General features: G+C 71.8%; 23 protein-coding genes. 5 read left to right on the top strand and 18 right to left on the bottom strand.

The genetic code is table 11. The features are described from left to right. Positions 1-62: 62 nt before the first annotated feature. The 3 genes from AB0903_RS27520 to AB0903_RS27510 all read right to left on the bottom strand — a co-directional run bounded on the left by AB0903_RS27520 (position 63) and on the right by AB0903_RS27510 (position 3,688). On the bottom strand, positions 63-1,346 hold the full coding sequence (locus AB0903_RS27520; protein WP_366707288.1) for an HRDC domain-containing protein: 1,284 nt from the start codon (positions 1,344-1,346) through the stop codon (positions 63-65). A 752-nt stretch (positions 1,347-2,098) separates the two neighbouring features. Continuing rightward, entirely contained in the window at positions 2,099-2,761 is a 663-nt protein-coding gene (locus AB0903_RS27515) for a response regulator transcription factor (RefSeq protein ID WP_005310513.1), read from the bottom strand. A 243-nt stretch (positions 2,762-3,004) separates the two neighbouring features. Beyond that, positions 3,005-3,688, bottom strand: a complete 684-nt coding sequence (locus AB0903_RS27510; RefSeq protein ID WP_366707286.1) for a DUF3000 domain-containing protein — start codon at positions 3,686-3,688, stop codon at positions 3,005-3,007. A 92-nt stretch (positions 3,689-3,780) separates the two neighbouring features. On the opposite strand from AB0903_RS27510, the gene hemE reads away from it, so the two are divergent. Further along, positions 3,781-4,845 carry a uroporphyrinogen decarboxylase gene (hemE, locus tag AB0903_RS27505; protein ID WP_366707284.1) on the top strand — a complete coding sequence of 355 codons (1,065 nt, stop codon included), beginning with the start codon at positions 3,781-3,783 and terminating at the stop codon, positions 4,843-4,845. Between the two features lie 280 nt (positions 4,846-5,125). On the opposite strand, the gene AB0903_RS27500 is transcribed toward hemE, so the two are convergent. Together AB0903_RS27500 and AB0903_RS27495 are read right to left on the bottom strand one after the other, a co-directional pair. After that, complete coding sequence (locus AB0903_RS27500) at positions 5,126-6,508, bottom strand: FAD-dependent oxidoreductase (protein ID WP_366707282.1); 1,383 nt, start codon at positions 6,506-6,508, stop codon at positions 5,126-5,128. A gap of 28 nt (positions 6,509-6,536) precedes the next feature. Further along, positions 6,537-7,466 (bottom strand): DUF4349 domain-containing protein, encoded by a 930-nt coding sequence (locus tag AB0903_RS27495; protein WP_366707280.1) that lies wholly within the window; start codon positions 7,464-7,466, stop codon positions 6,537-6,539. 130 nt (positions 7,467-7,596) lie between these two features. On the opposite strand from AB0903_RS27495, the gene hemG reads away from it, so the two are divergent. Together hemG and hemQ are read left to right on the top strand one after the other, a co-directional pair. Continuing rightward, positions 7,597-9,024 carry a protoporphyrinogen oxidase gene (gene hemG, locus AB0903_RS27490; RefSeq protein ID WP_366707278.1) on the top strand — a complete coding sequence of 476 codons (1,428 nt, stop codon included), beginning with the start codon at positions 7,597-7,599 and terminating at the stop codon, positions 9,022-9,024. A gap of 4 nt (positions 9,025-9,028) precedes the next feature. Further along, positions 9,029-9,742, top strand: a complete 714-nt coding sequence (hemQ, locus tag AB0903_RS27485; protein ID WP_366707276.1) for a hydrogen peroxide-dependent heme synthase — start codon at positions 9,029-9,031, stop codon at positions 9,740-9,742. A gap of 171 nt (positions 9,743-9,913) precedes the next feature. Here the strand turns inward: hemQ and AB0903_RS27480 are convergent, their stop codons facing one another. From AB0903_RS27480 to AB0903_RS27465, 4 genes are all read right to left on the bottom strand, one after another. Then, positions 9,914-11,515 carry an alpha/beta hydrolase gene (locus AB0903_RS27480; RefSeq protein WP_366707274.1) on the bottom strand — a complete coding sequence of 534 codons (1,602 nt, stop codon included), beginning with the start codon at positions 11,513-11,515 and terminating at the stop codon, positions 9,914-9,916. A 125-nt stretch (positions 11,516-11,640) separates the two neighbouring features. Continuing rightward, positions 11,641-12,621, bottom strand: coding sequence for a TIGR04222 domain-containing membrane protein (locus AB0903_RS27475; RefSeq protein WP_366707272.1), 981 nt, complete (start codon positions 12,619-12,621; stop codon positions 11,641-11,643). After that, a complete protein-coding gene (locus AB0903_RS27470; protein WP_366707270.1) occupies positions 12,618-14,162 on the bottom strand; it encodes a DUF692 domain-containing protein in 1,545 nt (514 codons plus the stop codon). Before AB0903_RS27470 ends, AB0903_RS27475 begins: the two co-directional genes overlap by 4 nt. 249 nt (positions 14,163-14,411) lie before the next feature. Further along, a complete protein-coding gene (locus AB0903_RS27465) occupies positions 14,412-15,200 on the bottom strand; it encodes a DUF4142 domain-containing protein (protein ID WP_366707268.1) in 789 nt (262 codons plus the stop codon). A 312-nt stretch (positions 15,201-15,512) separates the two neighbouring features. On the opposite strand from AB0903_RS27465, the gene AB0903_RS27460 reads away from it, so the two are divergent. After that, on the top strand, positions 15,513-17,000 hold the full coding sequence (locus AB0903_RS27460; RefSeq protein ID WP_366707266.1) for a recombinase family protein: 1,488 nt from the start codon (positions 15,513-15,515) through the stop codon (positions 16,998-17,000). Here AB0903_RS27460 and AB0903_RS27455 read toward each other — a convergent pair. Continuing rightward, on the bottom strand, positions 16,989-17,675 hold the full coding sequence (locus AB0903_RS27455) for a hypothetical protein (protein ID WP_366707265.1): 687 nt from the start codon (positions 17,673-17,675) through the stop codon (positions 16,989-16,991). The genes AB0903_RS27460 and AB0903_RS27455 overlap by 12 nt on opposite strands. 327 nt (positions 17,676-18,002) lie before the next feature. Between AB0903_RS27455 and AB0903_RS27450 the strand changes: the two genes are divergently transcribed. Beyond that, positions 18,003-18,284: a helix-turn-helix transcriptional regulator gene (locus AB0903_RS27450; protein ID WP_366707263.1), complete on the top strand. Its 282-nt coding sequence runs from the start codon at positions 18,003-18,005 to the stop codon at positions 18,282-18,284. Positions 18,285-18,503: 219 nt separating this feature from the next. Here AB0903_RS27450 and AB0903_RS27445 read toward each other — a convergent pair whose 3' ends face one another. The 8 genes from AB0903_RS27445 to AB0903_RS27410 form a co-directional block, all read right to left on the bottom strand. Beyond that, positions 18,504-18,845, bottom strand: a complete 342-nt coding sequence (locus AB0903_RS27445; RefSeq protein ID WP_366707261.1) for a DUF397 domain-containing protein — start codon at positions 18,843-18,845, stop codon at positions 18,504-18,506. A gap of 101 nt (positions 18,846-18,946) precedes the next feature. Beyond that, complete coding sequence (locus tag AB0903_RS27440; RefSeq protein WP_366707259.1) at positions 18,947-19,333, bottom strand: DUF6415 family natural product biosynthesis protein; 387 nt, start codon at positions 19,331-19,333, stop codon at positions 18,947-18,949. A 353-nt stretch (positions 19,334-19,686) separates the two neighbouring features. After that, positions 19,687-20,547 carry a helix-turn-helix transcriptional regulator gene (locus AB0903_RS27435; RefSeq protein ID WP_366707257.1) on the bottom strand — a complete coding sequence of 287 codons (861 nt, stop codon included), beginning with the start codon at positions 20,545-20,547 and terminating at the stop codon, positions 19,687-19,689. Then, complete coding sequence (locus AB0903_RS27430; protein ID WP_366707255.1) at positions 20,544-21,080, bottom strand: DUF6879 family protein; 537 nt, start codon at positions 21,078-21,080, stop codon at positions 20,544-20,546. Before AB0903_RS27430 ends, AB0903_RS27435 begins: the two co-directional genes overlap by 4 nt. A gap of 1 nt (position 21,081) precedes the next feature. Next, the gene (locus AB0903_RS27425; protein WP_366707253.1) at positions 21,082-21,282 is read right to left on the bottom strand and encodes a hypothetical protein; all 201 of its coding nucleotides are present in this window, start codon (positions 21,280-21,282) and stop codon (positions 21,082-21,084) included. 181 nt (positions 21,283-21,463) lie between these two features. Continuing rightward, the gene (locus tag AB0903_RS27420) at positions 21,464-21,718 is read right to left on the bottom strand and encodes a hypothetical protein (protein ID WP_366707251.1); all 255 of its coding nucleotides are present in this window, start codon (positions 21,716-21,718) and stop codon (positions 21,464-21,466) included. A gap of 40 nt (positions 21,719-21,758) precedes the next feature. Beyond that, entirely contained in the window at positions 21,759-21,971 is a 213-nt protein-coding gene (locus tag AB0903_RS27415; protein WP_366707249.1) for a hypothetical protein, read from the bottom strand. Continuing rightward, the gene (locus tag AB0903_RS27410; protein WP_366707247.1) at positions 21,968-22,339 is read right to left on the bottom strand and encodes a hypothetical protein; all 372 of its coding nucleotides are present in this window, start codon (positions 22,337-22,339) and stop codon (positions 21,968-21,970) included. The genes AB0903_RS27415 and AB0903_RS27410 overlap by 4 nt, the downstream gene beginning before the upstream one ends. Position 22,340 lies beyond the last annotated feature (1 nt).

Raw genomic sequence — 22,340 nt, 5'->3', positions numbered from 1 at the left:
ACCAAGCTGCACACCCCCGGACGCCGGAGCGGTGAACGTCACACGTCAGGGCCCCCGCTCGGTCACGGTCCTTCGGCGGTCAGCGCCTGTGCCAGCACGGGCGCGACCAGTTCCACCTGCCAGGGGCGGGCGGTCAACTCGGTCAGGGCGTCCGAGACGGAGGCCACCGTCACGTCGGACGGCGGCTCCCAGCAGATGCGCCGCACCGTGTCCGGCGTGATCAGGTTCTCCTGCGGCAGGTTCAGCTCCTCCGCCAGCGCGGAGACACCTGCCCGCGCGGCGGACAGACGGGCCGCGGCGTCCGGGTCCTTGTCCGCCCACGAGCGCGGCGGAGGGGGGCCGTTCAGCGGCTGGCCCGGCTGGGGCAGTTCGGCGTCCGGGAGGGCCTTGGCCCGCTCGACCGCGGCCTGCCACTGCTCGAGCTGGCGCCTGCCCATCCGGTTCCCGAACCCGGGCAGCGCGGTCAGCGCGTGCACGTTCGCGGGCAGCGCGAGCGCGGCCTCGATGATCGCGGCGTCGCCGAGCACCTTGCCGGGCGACACGTCACGCCGCTGGGCGACCCGGTCGCGGACCGTCCACATCTCCCGGACGACCGCCATCTGGCGGCGGCGGCGCACCTTGTGCATCCCGGACGTGCGACGCCAGGGGTCACGGCGCGGGGGCGGCGGCGGTGCGGACGCGATCGCGTCGAACTCCTGGCGGGCCCACTCCAGCTTGCCCTGCCGGTCGAGATCCTTCTCCAGCGCGTCGCGCAGGTCGACCAGCAGCTCCACGTCGAGCGCCGCGTACCGCAGCCAGGGCTCCGGCAGGGGGCGGGTGGACCAGTCGACGGCAGAGTGTCCCTTCTCCAGGGCGTACCCGAGGACGCTCTCGACCATCGCGCCGAGCCCGACCCGCGGATGGCCGCCGATCCGTCCGGCCAGCTCCGTGTCGAACAGCCGACCGGGGACCATGCCTATTTCACGCAGACACGGCAGATCCTGGGTGGCGGCGTGAAGGATCCATTCGGCGTCTGCGAGCGCGTCGCCCAGCGCCGACAGGTCGGGGCAGCCGACGGGATCGACGAGCGCGGTGCCGGCGCCCTGACGGCGCAGCTGGACGAGGTAGGCGCGCTGTCCGTACCGGTAGCCGGACGCCCGCTCGGCGTCGACGGCCACGGGCCCGGTGCCGGCCGCGAAGGCGGCGATCACCTCGGCGAGGGCCTCCTCGTCGGCGACCACCGGCGGGATGCCCTCCCTGGGCTCCAGCAAGGGGATCGGCACCCCTGCGGCAGGGACGTCGTCGTCCGAGGGAGCGCCCCCGGTGGTGAGCAGTGCTGTCTCTGCTGTCTCTCGGGCGTCGGTCACGTGTCAAGGGTATCCGGCCTCACGGCGGCCTGACCTGCACCTTCGTACGAAGAATCGCCTGACCTGGGAAAACGGTGCTCCGTACATCTCATGGCGGGCTGCGATTGCTGCTCCCGGGTGCCCCGCGGGCGTGCCGCCGCCTGCCTTGGTCGAGATCGCGGCGGCGCCCACGGGCAGGAGGGCTGCCCGACGCCCCGGTCGACGCCCCGCGGTGGGGGACGCCGGAGGTGGCGTTGCAGGACGGGGTGACCGGAATCTCGGGGTACCCGAGCACCGTCGCGGCCTCGGTGGCTCTGGCCGGGGCTCGGGGCCTTGGTGGCGCGGTGTGCTGCGGAGCCGGCCACCTGGGGCCTCGTGCGCGCGCTCGGTTCGACGTGCGAAGCTGCCGGCTCGACGGCGGCGGCCGGAGGCGCGGGCGTCCAGCGGCGCGGTCGTGCCGGCGTGCATCGAGGGCGCGCAGAGCGTGAGGGAGTGTGCTCCGGCGTGTCCGGCGGCCTTCGGACTGGGCCAGGGGGACTGTCCGGCCTGACAGTCGATCACATCGACCAGCACGACGTGTCGAAATGGAGCTGCACGACTCGATCTTCGGCAACGGCGTAACGGTCCGCCTGGATCCCCCGTGGGCAGCACGCAAGAGGGCCCGCGGTCCTCGTGCAGTCATGACCGCTCCGGCACCGCCGAGGGTGTCTCTGAACGGCACGCGCCCGTCGACGGAACGTTCCGTCGACGGGCGCCGGGGGAAGCGGAGCGGTTCAGTGGATGATGCCGGTGCGCAGGGCGACCGCCACCATTCCCGCGCGGTCGCCCGTGCCCAGCTTGCGTGCGATACGGGCCAGGTGGCTCTTGACGGTCAGCGCGGACAGGCCCATGGAGACGCCGATCGCCTTGTTGGACTGGCCTTCCGCGACGAGGCGCAGTACCTCCACCTCGCGGCCGGACAGTTCCCGGTAGCCGCCCGGGTGGCTCGGGGCACCCGGGGGGCGGCGGTGCATACGGTTGGCCGCGGCGCCGATGGGGGCGGCGCCGGGGCGGGTCGGGTGGCCGATGTTGGTACGGGTGCCGGTGACGACGTAACCCTTGACGCCGCCGGCCAGGGCGTTGCGGACGGCGCCGATGTCGTCGGCGGCCGACAGCGCCAGCCCGTTGGGCCAGCCTGCCGCGCGGGTCTCGGAGAGCAGGGTCAGCCCGGAACCGTCGGGCAGGTGGACGTCGGCAACGCAGATGTCGCGCGGGTTGCCGACGCGGGGACGGGCCTCCGCGATGGACGACGCTTCGATGACGTCACGGACCCCGAGCGCCCACAGGTGGCGGGTGACGGTGGAACGGACGCGCGGGTCGGCCACGACGACCATGGCCGTCGGCTTGTTCGGGCGGTAGGCGACCAGGCTTGCGGGCTGCTCGAGAAGAACGGACACCAGGCCTCCTGGAAAGGTGCGGGACGGGGCCGGCTCGGGGATGAAGCCGGGGGCGAACCGTGCAGTTGGGTCATTGACCTCTTCGGCAGCCAACCCGTCCGCCTTTAGAGAATGATCACGATTTGGTGAGTAACAATCGGGGCAATTCGGACAGGCGATCGATCATCCTACGAGCGACCGCTCCAGGCGTCGTTCCTGGGTACGGCCGCGTGCCAGTCTCCCGTGCCCCGGTCGCGCCCCGATTCAGGGCTGCTGCGGGCCGCGGCGCTGCGGCAGTGTCACCACGCCCGTCGCGTTGTCCGCCGGACCGGCCGGCGACGGAGGCAGTCCGGCCACCTGGCAGAGCAGATCGCACCAGGCCACCAGATGTGCGGCGGTGTCCGGCACACCGCCCGGGCCCTCCCTGGGGGTCCACGACGCGCGGATCTCGATCTGCGTCGCCGGACGGCGCTCGGCAAGTCCACCGAAATAGTGAGACCCCGCGCGGGTGACGGTGCCGCTCGGCTCCCCGTACGACAGCCCGCGTGCCTCCAGCGCGCCCGTCAGCCACGACCAGCACACCTCCGGCAGGAGGGGGTCGGCGGCCATTTCCGGCTCCAGCTCCGCGCGCACCAGTGTCACCAGCCGGAAGGTGCCCTGCCACGCGTCATGGCCGGCCGGCTCGTGCAGCAGTACGAGGCGCCCGTCCGCGAGATCGTCCTCGCCGTCGACGACCGCCGCCTCCAGCGCGTACGCGTGCGGCGCGAGCCGCTGCGGGGGCCGCGTCGGATCGATCTCGATCTCCGGTCGTAGCCGGGCCGACCGCAGCGACTCGACCGCCTGGCGGAACGCACGCGGGACGGCGCTCGATTCGGCACCCGGTCCCACGCTCTCCTTGTCGTCAGCGCCGTTGGAATGATCGGAAAAGTGTCCCTGAGCCGCAGCCATGCGGGGAAGAGTAGGCGGAACGGGAGCTTTGCGCAGGGAGGGACACCCATGCCGGGGCAGGCACTTCCCGCGCACATGCGAAGATTCAACGCGTGAGCGCCAACCACAGCCCCGCGGGCAAGCAGACGAAGACGTACGACTCCGCCTTCCTGAAGGCGTGCCGCCGGGAGCCGGTGCCTCACACGCCGGTCTGGTTCATGCGGCAGGCGGGGCGCTCACTGCCCGAGTACCTGAAAGTCCGCGAGGGCATCCCGATGCTCGAGTCGTGCATGCGGCCCGATCTCGTCGCGGAGATCACCCTTCAGCCGGTACGGCGGCACAAGGTCGACGCCGCGATCTACTTCAGCGACATCGTCGTGCCGCTCAAGGCGATCGGCATCGATCTCGACATCAAGCCCGGCGTCGGCCCGGTCGTCGCCGAGCCGATCCGGACGCGCGCCGACCTCGCGCGGCTGCGCGACCTCACGCCCGACGACGTCTCGTACGTCACCGAGGCGATGGGCATTCTGACGGGCGAGCTCGGAGCGACCCCGCTCATCGGGTTCGCCGGGGCGCCGTTCACGCTGGCGAGCTACCTCGTCGAGGGCGGCCCGTCGCGCAACCACGAGAACACCAAGGCCCTGATGTACGGCGACCCGCAGCTGTGGGCCGACCTGCTGGACCGCCTCGCGGAGATCACCTCCGCCTTCCTGAAGGTCCAGATCGAGGCGGGCGCGTCGGCGGTGCAGCTCTTCGACTCGTGGGTGGGTGCGCTGGCCCCCGCCGACTACCGGCGCTCGGTGATGCCCGCGTCGGTGAAGGTCTTCGAGTCCGTCGCGTCCTACGGCGTCCCGCGCATCCACTTCGGCGTCGGTACGGGGGAGCTGCTGGGCCTCATGGGCGAGGCGGGCGCGGACGTGGTCGGTGTCGACTGGCGCGTCCCGCTGGACGAGGCCGTGCGCCGAGTCGGTCCCGGCAAGGCGCTCCAGGGCAACCTGGACCCGGCGGTGCTGTTCTCCACGCCGGAGGCGGTGCGTGCGAAGACCCGTGAGGTGCTGGACGCGGCGGCGGGTCTCGAGGGCCACATCTTCAACCTGGGGCACGGGGTGCTGCCGACGACGGAGCCGGACGCGCTGACGCGGCTGGTGGCGGACGTGCACGAGCAGACGGCGCGGTAGCGCGGCGCGGTAGGTGCGGCGTGGTAGGGGCGGCGCGGTAGGCGCGGCGCAGGGAGGCGCGGCGCGGTAGGTGCGGCGCAGGGAGGGGCCGCTGCGCGGCGCCTTCTCCCCTACCCGCCCCTTCCCGAAACCGGTCTCCGCCCGGACCCGTTCCCGGGCTCCGCCCCGGACCCTGCGCCTCGAACGTCGGCGAGGCCGTGCTTCCCCGCGGCTCGGGTGCCGACGGGGCTTGAACGGCCCTGCCGGCTGATCGCGCAGAGCGGGAGCCTTGCCGCAGGCGTTACGCGCCCGCTGCCCGCACCGCCGACGTCGCCTTGCGGGCAGCCACCTGGACCGGGTCCCAGACGGGGGAGAAGGGCGGGGCGTAGCCGAGGTCCAGGGCCGTCAGCTGTTCGACCGTCATGCCGGCCGTCAAGGCCACCGCCGCGATGTCCACGCGTTTCGCCGCGCCCTCCCGGCCCACGATCTGCACGCCCAGCAGCCGGCCCGTACGGCGCTCCGCCAGCATCTTGACCGTCATCGGGGCAGCGCCGGGGAAGTAGCCGGCCCGGCTCGTCGACTCGATCGTCGCGGTCACGTACTGCAGGCCCACTGCCCGGGCGTCCTTCTCGCGCAGGCCCGTGCGGGCGATCTCCAGTTCGCAGACCTTGCTGACGGCGGTGCCGACCACGCCGGGGAACGTGCCGTAGCCGCCGCCCGCGTTCGCGCCGATGATCTGGCCGTGCTTGTTGGCGTGGGTGCCGAGCGCGATGTGGCGTTCGCGGCCGGAGACGAGGTCGAGGACCTCGACGCAGTCGCCACCCGCCCAGATGTCGTCATGGCCGCGGACCCGCATCGCCAGATCGGTGAGCAGGCCCCCGTGGCTGCCCAGCGGCAGGCCGGCCGCGCGGGCGAGGGCGGTCTCCGGCGCGACGCCGATGCCGAGGACGACCACGTCCGCCGGGTACTCGGCGTCGTCGGTCGCGACCGCACGGACCCGGCCGTCGGCACCGGTCACGATCGCGGTGACGGCCGTGCCGGGGACCGTCGTGATGCCCATGCCCGACATGGCGTCGTGGACCAGCCGGCCCATGTCCGGGTCGAGGGTGGCCATCGGCTGCTCGCCGCGGTCGACGACCGTGACCTCGTAGCCGTGCTTCAGGAGGGCCTCCGCCATCTCGACGCCGATGTATCCGGCGCCGACGACGACCGCGCGGCGCCCGTCGGTGCGGTCGAGGGTGTCCAGCAGGGCCTGGCCGTCGTCGAGGGTCTGGACACCGTGCACGCCGGGCGCGTCGATGCCGGGCAGTGCGGGGCGGACCGGCCGGGCGCCGGTGGCGATCACCAGCTTGTCGTAGCCGGTCCAGGCTTCCTCGCCGGTTTCCAGGTCGCGCGAGCGCACCCGGCCGCCCGGGACGTCGATCTCCGTCACCTCGGTGCGCATCCGCAGATCGATGGCGCGCTCGCGGTGCTCCTGCGGCGTGCGCGCGATCAGCTCCTCGCGTGTGCCGACGTCGCCGCTCACCCAGTACGGAATGCCGCACGCGGAGAACGAGCTGAAGTGGCCGCGTTCGAACGCGACGATCTCCAGCTCGTCCGGGCCCTTCATCCTGCGTGCCTGCGACGCGGCGGACATGCCCGCCGCGTCGCCCCCGATGATCACCAGGCGCTCGGTCGTCGTCATGGGGAACACGCTACGGGGAAGAGGCTGTTCAGTCCTCCACCGCCCGGGGAGCGGCCGCCGTGGCAGGGACCGGCCGCCGGGGCAGCCGGGGCCGCACCAGCCACCGCCACACCGCGTACAACACCGCCGCCACGGCCGCGAACGGCGCCACCGCGCCGATGACCACCGCGGTCCAGCGCAGCGTCGCCGTCAGCGCGTCCCAGCCCCCGCCGAGCGCGTCCAGGAAACCCGGGTCGTCGTCCTTCCCGGACTCCGGCCGCTCCCGCTCCGACAGCGTCAGCGTGATCGTCGCCATCGAGGTGCGGTCCTTCAGCGCGGCCTGCTGCGCCAGCAGCGACTCCAGGTCCGCCTGACGGCTGCTCAACTGCCCCTCCAGGGTGACGACGTCGGCCAGCTTCGTCGCCCGCTCCATCAGCTCCCGCACCCTCGCCACGCTCGCCCGCTGCGTCGCGATGCGGCTCTCCACGTCCACCACCTGGTCGGTGACGTCCTTGGCGTCGGCCTTGCGGGCCAACAGCTTTCCCACGCCCGCCAGTTCAGTCAGCACGGAGTCGTACCGCTCCTGCGGGACGCGGAGAACGACGTGGGAGGTGACGTGGGTGTCGTCGATCCGTTCCGTGGTCTCGTTCTCCACATGACCGCCGGCGGCCAGCGCCGTCGTGCGGGCGGCGGCGAGCGCCTTCGTGGCGTTCTCCACCTCCACCTCCAGCGTGGCGGTCCGGATGACGTGGGCCTGCGGCGCCGCGGCCGGCTTCGCAGGGGCCCTGCCCTCCGCCGGCTGCCCGGCGGCCTCGTCCGCCGCGTAGCCGGAGCCCGCAGCCCCGTCCCGCTCCTCCTGCGCGGCGGGTTTCGCCGCGCTCCGAGCCTCGTCGCCGGAGTCCGAACCGCCCGCGCCGCACCCCGCAAGGGCGAGCGAGGCGGTGAGAAGCAGCACCGCGCATGTACGTCGTGAACCCATACCGGCCCCCCGGGGGATGTGTGGCGACAAGTCGCAGGTTCGACGTACGAGCCCCCGCCGCGGGTTGCCGGATTCCGGTCCCGAAGCGGTCACGGTCAGGACTCGGAACGGGGTTTGAGAGAGTTGGGCCATGAACGTGGACACACCTGCGCGCCATGTCGTGGTCGCCGGGGGCGGCATCGCCGGTCTCGCCGCCGCGCACCGGCTGCTCGCCTCCGGCGTGCGCGTCACCCTCCTCGAGGCCACCGACCGGGTCGGGGGCAAGCTGCTGTCGGGGGAGATCGAGGGCGTACGCGTCGACCTGGGCGCCGAGTCGATGCTCGCCCGCCGCCCGGAGGGCACCGGCCTCGCCCGGGCGGTCGGCCTCGGCGACCGCCTCGAGCCACCGGCCACGGCGGCCTCCGCGGTGTGGACCCGCGACGCCCTGCGGCCGATGCCGAAGGGCCATGTGATGGGCGTCCCGGGCGACGCGTCGGCCCTGGCCGGGCTGCTCTCACCGGAGGGCCTGTCCCGTATCGAGCACGAGAAGGACCTCCCGCCGGCCGAGATCGGCGACGACGTGGCCGTCGGCGCGTACGTCGCCGAGCGCCTCGGCCGGGAGGTCGTCGACCGGCTCGTGGAACCGCTGCTCGGCGGGGTGTACGCGGGCGACGCGTACCGCATCTCCATGCGCGCGGCCGTGCCCCGGCTGTTCGAGGCGGCCAGGACCCACGGTTCGCTGCTCGACGGCGTCCGCGCCGTCCAGGCCGAAGCCGCCGCGCAGCAGCACGGCGGGCCGGTCTTCATGGGCCTCGACGGCGGCATCGGCACGCTGCCGGGCGCCGTCGCCGGCGCCGTACGCGCGCAGGGCGGCGACATCCGCACCGAGGCACCCGTCCTCGGCCTGGCCCGTACCGCCGCCGGCTGGCGGGTCCGCACCGACCGGGACACGTTCGACGCCGACGCCGTCGTGCTCGCGACGCCCGCCTGGTCCGCCTCGGCGCTCCTCGCCGGTGAGTGCCCGGCCGCGGCGACCGGGCTCGGGCACGTCGAGTACGCCTCGATGGCGCTGGTCACCATGGCGTTCCGGCGCGCCGACACGGCCGGGATGCCGGCCGGCAGCGGGTTCCTCGTCCCGCCCGTGGACGGCCGCACGATCAAGGCGTCCACGTTCTCGTCCAACAAGTGGGGCTGGGTCGACCGGAGCGCGGGCGACCTTTTCGTGCTGCGCACCTCCGTCGGCCGCTACGGCGAGGAGCAGGCCCTCGAACGCGAGGACGCCGAGCTGGTCGACCTCTCCCTGGCCGACCTCGGCGCCGCGGTCGGCCTCACCGCGCAACCCGTGGCCGCCGAGGTCACCCGCTGGACCGGCGGCCTGCCCCAGTACCCCGTCGGACACCTCGCCCGGGTCGCCCGCATCCGCGACGAGGTCGCCAAGGTGCCCGGCCTGCGGGTCTGCGGCGCCGTGTACGACGGGGTCGGCATCCCCGCCTGCATCGCGAGCGGGCAGCGCGCGGCCGACGAGATCCTCGCCACGCCGACCCTGGCGCGGGGCACGGAACACGAGGCGGGACAATAGCCGTATGAGTGCGCCAGAAAAGATTCCGAACGCGGGCAAGAAGGCCAAGGACCTCAACGAGGTCATCCGGTACACGCTGTGGTCCGTCTTCAAGCTGCGCGACGTGCTGCCCGAAGACCGCTCCGGTTACGCCGAGGAGGTCCAGGAGCTGTTCGACCAGCTCGCCGCCAAGGACGTCACCGTGCGCGGCACGTACGACGTCTCCGGGCTGCGCGCCGACGCCGACGTCATGATCTGGTGGCACGCGGAGACCGCTGACGAACTGCAGGACGCGTACAATCGCTTCCGCCGCACCCGTCTCGGCCGCTCCCTCGAGCCGGTCTGGTCGAACATGGCGCTGCACCGGCCCGCCGAGTTCAACAAGTCGCACATCCCGGCGTTCCTGGCCGACGAGACGCCCCGCAACTACGTCTCCGTCTACCCCTTCGTGCGCTCCTACGACTGGTACCTGCTGCCCGACGAGGACCGCCGCCGGATGCTCGCCGACCACGGCAAGATGGCCCGCGGCTACCCGGACGTGCGCGCCAACACGGTCGCGTCGTTCTCGCTCGGCGACTACGAGTGGCTCCTGGCCTTCGAGGCGGACGAGCTGTACCGCATCGTCGACCTGATGCGTCACCTGCGCGCCTCCGAGGCCCGGATGCACGTCCGCGAAGAGGTGCCGTTCTACACCGGCCGCCGCAAGGACGTGGCGGACCTGGTGGCCGGGCTCGCGTAACCTTCCCCGGGTCCCGGGTCCCGGAAACCGGACGGGCGGGTTCGCGTACCTCGCCCGGGCCCGGAAAGTGCGGGCGACGTTCGCGTAACCTCACCCGGGCCTCGAAAAACCTGACGGCCGGGTTTCCGCCCCACCAGGGCGGACACCCAGCCGTCCATGTGACCCGGAAGATCAGACGGTGTGCGGCAGCTTCCGCTGCTCCGCCCGCCGGTCCAGCGACACCGGGTCCGGCTCCGGGTGCGGCGCGCATGATGCGCGCCGCACCGGCGTCTCTCCCCGCAGCAGGTAGTCCTCCAGATGGTCATTGACGCAGGCGTTGCTGCCGCCGCCGATACCGTGCGTGCCCGCGTCCTCCTCCGTGATCAGCACCGAGCCCGCCAGCCGCCGCTGGAGCTCCAGCGCCCCCGCGTACGGAGTGGCCGCGTCCCGTTCGGCGGCCAGGATCAGCGTGGCCGGCAGCTCACCGGGTGCGGTGCGCACGTCCAGCGGCTGCTGCCGCGGCGCGGGCCAGAAGGCGCACGGCAGGTTCATCCAGACGTTGTCCCACGTCTCGAACGGCGCGCGCCGTGCCAGCAGCGAGTTGTCGAGGTCCCAGGTCAGCCAGTCCTCCGGCCACGGGGCGTCGTTGCACTCGACCGCCGTGTAGACGGCGGTGCCGTTCTCCGCGGCCTTCGCGCTCTTCTTGTCCGGCGCCGCCTGGGTGATCAGTGGCTCGGGGTTGCCCTTCAGATACTCCGACAGCGCGGTGGCCCGCAGCGGCCAGTAGCCGTCGTAGTAGCCGGTTCCGAGGAAGGCCGCGTGCAGCTGGCCGGGGCCGACCGTGCCGCCCGCGGGCTCCGCCGCGAGCCGGGCGCGCGCCTTCTCGTAGCTGTGGGCCACGTCCTCGGCCGTCGGGCCGAGCCCGTAGGTCTCGTGGTGCTGGGCCACCCAGGCGCGGAAGTCGGCCCACCTGCTCTCGAACGCCTCCGACTGGTCCAGGTTGTTGCGGTACCAGATCTGCTCCGGGTCCGGGTCGACCGCGGAGTCGAAGACCATACGGCGCACATGTGACGGGAACATCGTCGCGTACAGGGCGCCGAAGTAGGTGCCGTACGAGGCGCCCATGAAGGTCAGTTTCCGTTCGCCCAGTGCCGCCCGCAGGACGTCGAGGTCGCGGGCGTTGTTCAGCGACGTGTAGTGGCGCAGTGCCGCGCCGTTGCGCTCCGCGCAGCCTTCGGCGTACGCACGGGCCTGCGCGATGCGCTCCTTCTTGTACGAGAGGGACGGGTGGGTCGGGGCCTGTGTGGGCGCCTTGAGGAAGTCCTGCGGGTTCTGGCACGACAGCGGCGCGGACCGGCCGACGCCGCGGGGCGCGTAGCCCACGATGTCGTACGCCTCGGCGATCCGCTTCCACTCGGGCAGCTCGGCCGCCAGCGGGAACGTCATGCTGGAGGCGCCGGGGCCGCCCGGGTTGTAGATGAAGGCGCCCTGCCGCTCGGACCTCTTGCCGTGCGCCGCCACGCGGCTGACGGTCAGTTCGATCTGACGCCCCGACGGGTCGGCGTAGTCGAGCGGGACCTTGACAGTGCCGCACCGGACCGGGTCGGGCAGCTTCTCGACGGCGGGGCAGCGGCCGAAATCGATACCGGCCGCGGCGGCGCGCTCGGCTGCCACCACGGTGCCGCGGGACTCGGCATCGGTCGTGGTCGTTCCGCCCGCGGGGGCGACGGCGATCGAGGTGAGGACCAAGGAACCGAGGCCCGCCACGGCCCCGTACTTCGCGGATGTGCGCATCGCGTTCCCTTCGTGCGCGGGCGGCCGGCGACGGCCATGGGACGAAGGGGATCTCTCGCAGAGGCGGTGCGCGAAGTAAAGCACCGATCGGCGGTGTCGGCGTCATTCACCCCGATGCCCGCCCGTCAGGAGCCGCCGCCGCAGCTGGAGCCCGAGGAGCCGCCGCCGCAGCTGGAACCGGATGAGCCGCCGCCGCAGCTGGAACCCGACCCTCCGGACCCGCCACAGCCCGAACCGCCGCCGGAGCTGCCGCACCCCCCTGAGCCGGGGGCGGAACCGGCGCACCACACGGGCTCACCGACGAGGTGGAAGCTCTCCGACGACGAGCCGCCGTGGCCCGCCGGCGCCGTACGGGACCGGGCCGAGGCGGTCAGCGCCGCCCGCAGCACCGGGTCCGGCACCCCGCGCCACCCGTTCAGGGCGACCGCGTCGGCAGGCGTCTGTGGCCGCGGACGTTCGGCCCGGTACGAGCGCAGGGCCCTGAGCCCGGCCCGTGTGACGCGCCGCCGCGCGCGGCCCGCCAGCAGACCGCCGATCACGGCACCGGCCGCCAGGGCCGGGAAGACCAGGAAGACGAACGGCGTACTGTGATCGACGAACGGGTCACTCACGGACTCGATGACCGTGACGATGATCGAGGCCGGTACTCCGATCACACAGAGCACGGTCTGGGCCAGGCCCCAGGAGACGAGTCGTGTGACACCGGGTGGTGAGGGCGGCACCATCAGGCCGCGCGTGGCGAGCACGTCGCCCACCTCCTGCACGGCCGAACCAAGCATCGCCCGGCGTCGCACCGTGTCCCACGCGCCGTTCGGCGCGGACGCCAGCTCGGCGAAGACCGCGCGCTCCACCGGGTCCCGAGCGGTCGGCCGCAGCACGGACACGATCCCGGGCCCGCCGACGGCGAGCCGCCCGTCCGCGTGCAGCGCGGCAAGCGCGGTGTCGACGACCCGGGCCGGGCCGCCCGCGAGGAAGGCAGCCTCGTAGACGTCGTGCACCTGCGCCCCGGCGGTCCGGGCGGCGGGGCGGGCCGCGGAGACCCGGACGATCAGCAGGACCGACGAAACGCCGACGGCGAGATACACGGCCCAAGCGAGCAGTGTCATGCCGCTCTCCTCCCCGCGAGCGCGGCACGCGCCGCCCGCATCAGCCGGGTCGTCCTGCGCGGGGGCCGGGGGGCTGCGCGCTCCTGCCACCAGAGCGTCAGCCTGCGGCGGGCCTCGCCGTCCGGGACGCGGTCGGCGGCGAGCAGGTGCTCGGCGAATTCGAGGGCGTCACGCCGGTAGCCGGCGTGCATGGGGCGGTTCCCGGTGTACGCGAGGAACGCCGAACGGTAGCCCTCGCCGAGGATCTCCGGCAGCTCGGGCGCGACCTTCGCGACGACGTCCGCCCGCTTGGCGGCGAGCGCGCGGCTCTGCACGCGGAGGCGGCGTGCGTCGAAGCCCTCGGGCGCGGGGGTGCCCGCGACGAGCGCGGACAGCAGGGCGGCCTGGGCGAGTGCGAGGCGCTCGCGGGCGGCTTCGCGGGGGGCGGTGGTGGCGGGTGCGGCCGCGTGGTGGGCCGCTGCGCGGGACCGTCCCCCCACTTCGCCCACTCCCGTGACCGGGACGGGCCCTTGACCCCGTGCCGCGCTTCGCGCTGGGTCCTCAATCGCCGGACGGGCCATCGCCGGACGTGCTGACGGGTCGGCCTCGCCGGTCATCGAGGCGCGGGGGCCCGGCCGGGATGCCCCCGGGCCGCCAGGCCGAGGGGGAGGAGCCCCCGGTTCGGTAAGGGTCGGGGTGAGGGAACGGCCCGCCGCGGGCGTGCCCGGGGCCCCGCCACCACCCGCCGCTGCCAACGTCGCCCGGATCGTCGCCAGTTCGCCCTCCAGCTCCGGCCCCGCCGGAAAGTCGTCGTCGCGCTCCAGCAGCACCCCCGGCGGGTTCACCCTGGCCCGGAGGGCGGACAGGACGTCCAGGACCGGACGCGTCACCGGGTGCGCGTGCGTGTCGTGCCAGATGCCGTCGCGTTCGATGCCGCCCGCGACATGGACGTAGGCGATCGCCTCGACCGGCAGTTCGTCCAGCGCCTGGGACGGATCCTCGCCGCGGTTGACGTGATTCGTGTGGAGGTTGGCCACATCGATCAGCAGCCGAACGCCGGTCCGTTCGACGAGCTCCGCGAGGAACTGCCCCTCGGTGAGCTCCTCGCCGGGCCAGGAGATCAGCGCCGCGATGTTCTCCAGCGCCAGCGGCACCGGCAGCGAGTCCTGGGCGATGCGTACGTTCTCGCACAGGACCCCCAGCGCGTCCCGGGTGCGGGGGACGGGCAGCAGATGGCCGGCCTCCAGGGCTGGGGAGGCGGTTCGCGCGCCGCCCGCCCGTACGAACGCGATGTGTTCGGTGACCAGCGGTGCCCCCAGTGCCTGGGCCCGCTCGGCCAGATCGGCGAGCCGCCGCTGCGACGGCCGGTCCGCGCCGCCGAGACCGAGCGAGACGCCGTGCGGGACGACGCGGACGCCGCGTGAGCGCAGCCGGAGCAGCGCGGGCGGGAGATGGCCGGGGCAGATGTTCTCGGCGACCACCTCGACCCAGTCGAGTCCCGGCAGCCGCTCCACGGTCTCCGCGATCTCCGGTCGCCAGCCGATTCCGATACCGAGTTCCATGGTCCCCCTCTTCCGCTCACGCCCGACGTGTGACGTGCTGGGGTCATGGCCCCGTCACGGCGAGGTGAATCCGGAGGAGGGGACCTTCAGAGCTTCATTTGAGGTTCCGGGCCGGCAGGACCCCTCCGGGCCGGCAGGACCCCTCCGGGCCGGCAGGACCTCCGGGCCGGCAGGACCCCTCCGGGTTCGCGCGGGCCTCCGGCGCGGCGCGGGCCCTCCCGGTCGGTCGGGAAGGCCCGCCGGGACCTCTCACCCCGCCGGGACGGGGTCCTGCGGTGCCGGACGGTCGGTGTTGATCGCCGTGGGCGCACCCGGCTGCGGTGTCGGCCGGGACGTGAACGACTGGTCGCCCGTCGGCCTGACCGCCGACGGTGACGGGGGCAGGTTGCCGTCCGGCGGCGGCGGGCCGCTCGGGCTGGCCGTCGCGGTGGCGGCCTCGCCGTTGGCGATGGCGTCGAAGTCGACTCGGCCGGTCTGCTCCAGCATGGTGATGTGGTCGAGCACCGTCTGGTTGGCGTCCGTCGCGAGCTGCCGGATCAGCGTGTTGCGGGTGGTGTGCCTGACCTCGGCGATCAGCGCGAACACCTTGCCGTGCGCGGTCCGCAGGATCTGCGCGAACTTGCGCTCGTATTCCTCTCCCTGTGCCGCTGACAGCTCCCGCAGCCAGCCCTGCTGCTGCTCGGTGGGCTGGTTGGGCAGCTCGACGCCGAGCTGTGCGGCGACTCTGCGTGCCCGCTCGTCCAGGTCGGTGTGGCCGACGACGAGGTGGTCGCCGGTGGCCTTGATCGCTTCCGTGGGCGCGCGTTCGATCGCCTGCTGTCCGGCGGGCAGCTCCCACAGGCCGGCCAGCCGTACCTTGACCAGGAAGTCGCGGTCGGTGGCCGACAGAGGCCCCCACTGGGTTGCCACACTCGAGGCGTTGAGATTGTCCTGACCGGTGCCGGAACGGTCGGCGTAGGACCACACGGGGAAGGCGAGTGCGCCGACCGTGACGACCAGGGCCGCGATGATGAGTGCTGTTCCGTTGATGCGCCGCAACAATGTGCCTCCAGAGCCGATGCGTTACACGGCAACCAATAGCCCTGCTGAGTGGCCGGTCAGCTCACCGGTCGACCGGCGGCCGACCGCCGGTCGAACCTAGCCGGTCAAACTACTGGGCGGTACCGGGAAGTACGCAACCGGGGCCCGAACCGTTCAACGGCCCGTACACCGGGGAACCGTTCAACGGCCCGTACACCGGGGAACCGTTCAACGGCCGGACCGCTCCCGCAGCGCGGGATGGTCGGCGACCACCGTGCACGAGCCGGGAGCGATCTCGCTTGCCCCCCAGCTATCTCATACACTACCGGCATGACTGAAGCCCTGCCGCAACGGGCCGGTATCTACTGCCGGTTGAGCTACGCGCCGGACGGTTCGCTCGAGAAGGTCGACCGCCAGGAGACCCAGTGCCGCGAGCGGGCGGTGCAGCTCGGGTGGGCGATATCGGAAGCCCACGTCTTCAAGGACAACTCGCGCTCCGCGTGGCAGCGTCACCGGAAGCGGCCGGGCTGGGCGGCGCTGCTGAAGGCTCTCGAGGCCGGTGAGATCGACCGCATCCTCGTCTACCACGGCGACCGGCTCATGCGGCAGCCGTACGACCTCGAGCGGCTCCTGGCCATCGCGGACAGCAGGGACCTGCGACTGGCCTCCGTGTCCGGCGTCCGCAACCTCGACAACCCCGAAGACCGGTTCGTCCTGCGCATCGAAGTCGCGCAGGCATGCCGGGAGTCGGACAACACCTCCCGCCGGGTGCGCAACGGCCTCACCGTCCGGGCCGCCAAGGGGCTCAGCCAAGTCGGCGGGCACCGGCCCTTCGGCTTCGGTGTGCAGACCGGCACCCGCAAGAAGACGGACGCGAAGACCGGCGAGACGGTGGAGGTCCCGATCTATGACCTCACCCAGCACGTCCCCGAGGAAGCCGCGTACGCGGCCGAAGGCGTCGAACGCCAGCTGGCCGGCCTGTCCCAGATCGGCGTCATCCGGTGGCTGAACACCAAGTGCACGACGACCGCCGGGAACCCGTGGACCGCCAAGACGTGGCGGGACTACGTCCTCAGCCCGCGGATCGCCGGTCTCCTCCTGCACGACGGGGTGCTGAAGAAGGCAGCGTGGAAGCCGATCATCAGTCCCGAGACGTGGCAGGACATCAAGGCCCAGTACGAGCGGAACGCGAAGGAGAACCCCTACCCCGGGCGGGAACGGAAGTACATGCTCTCGACGGTCGCGGACTGCGGCGGCTGCGGCGCGACGATGCGCGGCCGACCCGTCGGCGGCAAGGACAAGCCGCAGCGCCGCACCCGGTACACCCAGTACTACTGCCCCGTCTGCAAGAAGGTCTCCCGGAAGACCGACCACGTCGACGCGTTCGTCGACGGCAAGGTGCTCAGCCTGCTGAACGACCCGCGGTTCATCACCGAGCTGCACGCCCAGGGCGGCGACGAGGGCAAGAGCGTCAGCGCGCAGATCACCGAACTCGAGCGGCGCAAGCGCCAGACGAAGGAGCAGCTCGACAACCTCGCCAGGAACCCGGACATCGACATCAGCATGGCGCTGACCGGTCTCGCCTCGTTCGACACAGAGATCGCGGAGCTGCGTCTCAAGCTCGCCGCCACCGCGCAGCAGCGCCGGCTCGCGCGGATGGTCGGCTACACCTGGGAGCAGTGGAAGGCCGAGCCGGTCACCGTCCGGAGCGAGGTCGTGCGCGACCTGTTCAGGGTGGCGATCCTTCCGACGGACCGCAGAGGCCCCGGGTTCGACCCGGAGACCGTCCGTCTGGAGCGCCGGCCGCTAGCCGCGTAGGGAGGCGTGCGCGCCGCTGTGGGGCCGCATTCCTTCGCCGTCGCGGTCCAGCCCGGGCGGGACCGCGGGGCCGGTTCCGCGGCCTGGGCGTGGTGGCTCGGCAGTGGGGCTGTCCGAGCCGGCAGGCTTGCTGGACTCTGCTGCTGGTATCTCGCGGCCGGTTGGCTCGGCCTCGTCGACGGGCACGACAGGGGCGGTCGGCTCGCCGACGGGCGGCGTGGGCGAAGTCGCCGGCCACGGCTCGGGGGTGCGGTCCCGCTCGGCCTGTTCGGTATGAGCCACCGTCACCGCAGGTGAGGGGACGAGCTCTTCGCCGCTGGGATGCTTTCGCGGGCCGCCGTCCAGAGCGAAGTACAACAGCGCACTGACGCTCACCGCGGCACCCGCCAGGGCGACGGTCGTGGGCCTGTGCTGCAGCCAGTAGCTCCGCATCCCTGCGCCGACTCCGGCGAGCGTGGCGGCGACGGCCCCACCCTGGATCACCCGGAACGCGGGGCGCTTGCGCTGCGCCTCCTCGGCGGCCTGGTGCTCGGTGCGCGCGGCCTGAGCCGCCCGGCCCACTACGTTCAGGAGCTGCTCCCGCCGCTCGGGCCGGCTCTCCTGGCGTGCTACCTGCAGGGCCTGCTCGATCGCGTCCAGACGGTCGCCGAGGCTCGTCGAACCAGCCTCCTTCACGCCGTACTCACCCCCAGGGCGACGCCGGACATCAGCTCAGACATCAGACCTCCCGATCATGCAAGGATGCCGTGGGGGCACGCCAAGGGGGCGCAGGCATATGCCACGCGTGACTTGAAGTACGTACCTTACGTGGCCGAAACGTATTTTCAAGAGCACAGACAGTAATTCGAATGAACTTTCGAATGGCTTAGGGTTGCCTATCTGACCAGGGATTTCTAGGTGAAACCGCGTCATCCCAGGTGAGGTGGACGGGCCGGTTCCGGCTTCCGTAAAAGTACCTGGCCAGGTACAGACATCTACTCATGATCAACAGAGCGTGGCTGGGTGCCCTCTGACCCGCCGCCCGCCTGGGTACTCGTACGCCGCCAGATGATCGGCGAGCGCATCCGTGAGGCGCGGCTGCACGCACGCCTGAGCCAGGAGCGCCTCGGCGAGCTGGTCGGCGCGGACCGCAAGACGATCCACCGGATCGAGGCGGGCACCAGCGATCCCGGGCTCGGGCTGCTGCTGCAGATCGCCGACGCGGTCGGCGTGCGACTGGCGGACCTCGTACGAGTGAGCCCCGCTCGCTCCACGACGGGGGACGAGGAGCGAGCGGGGCCGTAGTGGGCGGCCGAGGACGGGGTCAGGACCGGCCGCTCGGACGCTCAGTGTGGACGAGGCGGCCCACAGGGGTCGCTCCTCCGCAGGCCTCGCACGAGACGACGACGGCTCCCAGGTAGACCAGGGCGACGGTCTGCGTGCTGTGGCACTCGCGGCACGGCGTCCGGCCGAACTGGCTCTGCACGTGCGCGAATGCCTGCGTGACCTGGGCGGCGTCCATGGTCAGGCGGCCACGACTGCGGCAGCCTGCTCCATCTCCGCGTCGGTGGCCATGAGGTCGTCGAACTCGCCGGCCTTGATGCCCTCGGCGAACTTGGTGAACTCCGCGCGGCTGTAGAGGAGTACGGGGCTGTTGTCGTCCTTGTCGTCCGAGAAGGCGAGCATGCGGGTGCCGTCCGGGATGCTGAAGTGCGGGTGGCCCTGAGCGGCCGGCGCCTCGGCGACGATCACGCAGTCCTTGAGGATCGGGTCCAGGTCGGTCCGGCTCGACTTGCGCCAGTCCAGCCCGGGCGCGTTGACGTTCTCGTACGCCTTGCTGCTGATGCCGTTGCTGATGGTGCCCATCGTGGTGTCCTCTCTCGTGGGACGTGTCTGTCCTTGCAGCCCGCCCCGGGCACGGTCCTGCCTGGAGTCGACCCGGGGCGGGCGATCATGGGGTGTCGAGCTCAACTGGCCGGCGGGCGCAGGTGCTCGTAGTGGTCGCACAGCGAGCAGACGGACAGGGCGAGCTTCCGGGCGCACCGGTAGGCGGCATCCGGGCCGAAGCCGAGCGGCGTGGTCAGCCTGCGCGACGCCTCTTCGATGCCGACCCGAGCGATCCCGGCGTGCAGATCGCCGGCGGGCTGGGCGCGGATGAGGGCATCGATCTCGGGGACCAGGAGCTGCACGTGCCCGCGAAGCGCAGCGGTCAGCATCTCGAGGTCATCGCGCGTCGGCGGCTTCTCGAGGCTGAGCACCCGGCGGGCGGTGTTGCGCATAGTGGCGATGTCGACCGGTCTCGGGTCGTGGCCCGGGGCTGCGCTGGCTCCTTGTGCGGCGGTACGTTGCTGCATGCGAACGCTCCTTGTCAGCGTTGGCCGTGCCCCGGGGCCGTGTCAGCGGTCGCCGGGGTGCCGATGGGCGGCAGGGAGGCGGCAGACGTCACGCCGCCCTCTTGGATGCGGCCGAGTCGCGCTCTGTGGCGGGCAGGCGCTCGTCGAGGGCCTTGACTCCGCGGGCATCCGCGCAAGAGGCGTGTGCATGGCGTGCCCAGCCTGGGCCGCTGTTGGAAGGCACGAGCGCTATCAGGCGGTCAGCACCTGCCTGGTCGCAATAGATGCAGATCATCGGGCGTCCCTCAGGTCGCAGTGACTTTCCTGTCACTGACCGTAGGGAGCTTGCAAAGAAAGCCCGAGCGGATTGCTCGCTATTTCTCGAACTCGCCCGGAGGTTGCTGCGACGGCGCGTCGAGGGCTTGAGTGAGGAGCTGCCGGGCGTCCGCGCCGTATCGGGCCATGGTTGCCAGCCGATCGAAGACAGCCCGGTACAGGCGGAGTTCCTCAGGCTGGGTCAGGCGCATCTCTGCGGCGAACGTCTCCACCATGATGATCTGGTCGTCGAACAGCCAGAAGCCGTGGAGCGGGCTCACCGGGAGGCGAATGCCGAACGGCACGATGCCCAGGCGTACCGAACTCAGGGACGAGGCGCTCACCAGACGGTCGATCTGGCCGGCCATGACGTCACGCGGTGCCGTGCCGTACCGCAGCACCGCCTCGGTGATGACGAAGTGGAAGCGACGCCCCGGCTGGTAGAGGGCGTTCTGCCGTTCCATGCGGGCCTGGACGCCCGCGTCGATGTCATTGGTGATGCCGTACAGATCCACCACCTCGGCGAGGCGGCAGCGCGCGTACTCCGGGGTCTGCAGCAGACCGGGCACCCACGTGTTCTCAAAGGCTCGGATCACGCGAGTAGCAGCGTCGACCTCAGCCAATGCCTGCTGCCGCAGCTTGGTCCCATTGCGGAGCTGGCGGCGCCAGTCCGCGTACTGGGTCTCGAGGTTCCGAAGAGCCGCGACAAGTCCCGGAGCGGCATCCGTGGCACCGCAAGCGGCGGCCCACGCGGCGACGTCCGCCTCGGATGGGTTCTGGCGCCCGAGTTCAATCTTGCTGACCTTGCTGGCCGGCCAGCCCAACGCCTCCGCCAGCCCCTTGCCGTTGAGTGCTGCTTCACGGCGGAGCTCACGGAGGCGCTGGCCAAGCGCTTCACGCGCTTCGTGGATCTTTGTCACAGGGCAGCGGTCCGCCTGGCGACATAGTCGGCATACGGGATGGCGTGATGCCAGGCAGCGTCACGCAGGTAACTGTGTCTGACGACCTCGGCCGGGTCGTTGATCATCTCAGTGCCGAGGGGGACGCCGTCCTCGGTGAAGTGCATTCGGCCGAGACGGCAGGAGTCGAAGAGCCAGTAGTCGTACCGAGGGAGCCCAAGTTTGTCCGCCTGGTCCTGCGCCAGATACCGGATGTCCTCGCCGACCTGGACGTTGAACTGGCACAGCCAGAGCTCGAACTCCAGGTAGTCAGTGAGCACTTCAGGCACCACACGCACCCGCTCGATGCGCTTACCCCGCTCGATACCGAACCGCATCGTGTCCAGCCACGGCTGGAACCAGTCGGTGCCGGGATTCTCACCCCGCCGATGGCGGGCGAACGGCTCCTGCTCCTCATCGACGGTGTAGGCCGTGCGGGTCTCCAACCGCCAGGCCGTGTGCTCGAAGTCCTCGAAGAGGCGGCCGAACGCCTTGCCGGTGATCAGGTCGGGCACGTCACTCCTTCGGCGCGAAACGGGTGAGCAGCTCCCGGGGGACCTCGACGAATGTCTCACCTTCGAGGACGTCCCGGAGCTGGGTGAGGGCTTCCTCGTCGGTCACGCGGTAGCCCTGGACGACGATGGTGCCGCGGTCGGTCTCGTACAGCGTCGGGCAGTTCCCTCCGCCCGAGGTGGTGCCGATAAAGCGTAGCTTCATGACGCTTCCCCTCTCACTGACATTTCTCGAAATTGCAGCAGTAGGTCGCAGGGAGGGCAAGGGCGCGTTCCGGACATGAGAAACGCGCCCTCTGCTCTCCCCGAGGGGGAGAGCAGAGGGCGGTGTTCATGCTGTGACCGTGCGCGCTATCTGGTGCGGCTCGAGGGCGCTGAGCGCCGGATCAGTTGATCTTCCGCAGCTTCGGTAGGTTGATGATCGGTGTTTCGCCGGGCTGTAGCGTCTTGGCCACCTCGGCCTGCAGGGCCGGTACCGACGGTCCGTACGTGTGCTGCTGGCCGTTGACCTCGCAGTGGTCCTCGGGGCCTGGGTCGGGTAACTGGAACTGGCCGGTGCGCTGCTCGAGGTCGGCAGGCTCGTAGTCGTCCGGCCCGACACCCGCGGGCAGGACCCTGTACGTGATCTCGTACGTCTGCATCCGGGCAGAGTAGTGGCGGCCATCCGGTGCCGGTGCGGTTCTACAGCGGTAGTAGCCGGCCGAGGGCGGCTCCGGCGACGGTGGCGGCGCCGGAGAGCCACCAGACGCGGTGTTCCAGGGCGGTGATCCGTTCTTCGTAGCGGCCGCGGTCGAGCTTCTCGCACAGCTTGACCAGCAGGTCGTTGTGGCGCCGTAGCTCCTGGTACATCTGCGTCGCGGTGATGACCACTCCGTGGCCCGGCGGCGTGGTCACGGTCGGCCCCGGTCGTCGTTGTCGAGCTTGCTGCCGAGGCGGCGCACGAACTCGTCGATGTCCTCCTGCATGACGGACCTGTCGAGCTTCATCCGGATCGCCATCACGGGCGGCTTCTCATACGCCGGCGGCCGCGCCCACCCCAGCAGGAACCCGGCGGCCAGTTGCAGGGGCTGCCAGGCCATCCGCTCGGCGAGCTCCTCGAGCGCGCGGAACACCGCGTAGTACAGGGCGCCCAGGCCGAGGGAGACGGCGCCGGCCGCCGCGGTGCTGTCCACCGGGATCCCGAGCCAGCCTGTGGCGGTGAGGACCAGGGCGACGCCGTAGGGGACGAGGGTGCGCATGTAGGAGACGAACAGGTTCTGCATG

The sequence above is a fragment of the Streptomyces sp. NPDC048389 genome, from assembly GCF_040706335.1.
Lineage (GTDB): Bacteria > Actinomycetota > Actinomycetes > Streptomycetales > Streptomycetaceae > Streptomyces.
The sequence above is the reverse complement of the archived record's forward strand: the minus strand, read 5'-3'. Positions and strand labels throughout refer to the sequence as shown.

Coding starts and splice junctions, on each gene's coding strand:
- AB0903_RS27510 (WP_366707286.1), bottom strand. CDS start 3,688: ATGGCTGCGGCTCAGGGACACTTTTCCGATCATTCCAACGGCGCTGAC.
- AB0903_RS27500 (WP_366707282.1), bottom strand. CDS start 6,508: ATGACGACGACCGAGCGCCTGGTGATCATCGGGGGCGACGCGGCGGGC.
- AB0903_RS27495 (WP_366707280.1), bottom strand. CDS start 7,466: ATGGGTTCACGACGTACATGCGCGGTGCTGCTTCTCACCGCCTCGCTC.
- hemG (WP_366707278.1), top strand. CDS start 7,597: ATGAACGTGGACACACCTGCGCGCCATGTCGTGGTCGCCGGGGGCGGC.
- hemQ (WP_366707276.1), top strand. CDS start 9,029: ATGAGTGCGCCAGAAAAGATTCCGAACGCGGGCAAGAAGGCCAAGGAC.
- AB0903_RS27480 (WP_366707274.1), bottom strand. CDS start 11,515: ATGCGCACATCCGCGAAGTACGGGGCCGTGGCGGGCCTCGGTTCCTTG.
- AB0903_RS27475 (WP_366707272.1), bottom strand. CDS start 12,621: ATGACACTGCTCGCTTGGGCCGTGTATCTCGCCGTCGGCGTTTCGTCG.
- AB0903_RS27470 (WP_366707270.1), bottom strand. CDS start 14,162: ATGGAACTCGGTATCGGAATCGGCTGGCGACCGGAGATCGCGGAGACC.
- AB0903_RS27460 (WP_366707266.1), top strand. CDS start 15,513: ATGACTGAAGCCCTGCCGCAACGGGCCGGTATCTACTGCCGGTTGAGC.
- AB0903_RS27445 (WP_366707261.1), bottom strand. CDS start 18,845: ATGGGCACCATCAGCAACGGCATCAGCAGCAAGGCGTACGAGAACGTC.
- AB0903_RS27440 (WP_366707259.1), bottom strand. CDS start 19,333: ATGCAGCAACGTACCGCCGCACAAGGAGCCAGCGCAGCCCCGGGCCAC.
- AB0903_RS27425 (WP_366707253.1), bottom strand. CDS start 21,282: ATGAAGCTACGCTTTATCGGCACCACCTCGGGCGGAGGGAACTGCCCG.
- AB0903_RS27420 (WP_366707251.1), bottom strand. CDS start 21,718: ATGCAGACGTACGAGATCACGTACAGGGTCCTGCCCGCGGGTGTCGGG.
- AB0903_RS27410 (WP_366707247.1), bottom strand. CDS start 22,339: ATGCAGAACCTGTTCGTCTCCTACATGCGCACCCTCGTCCCCTACGGC.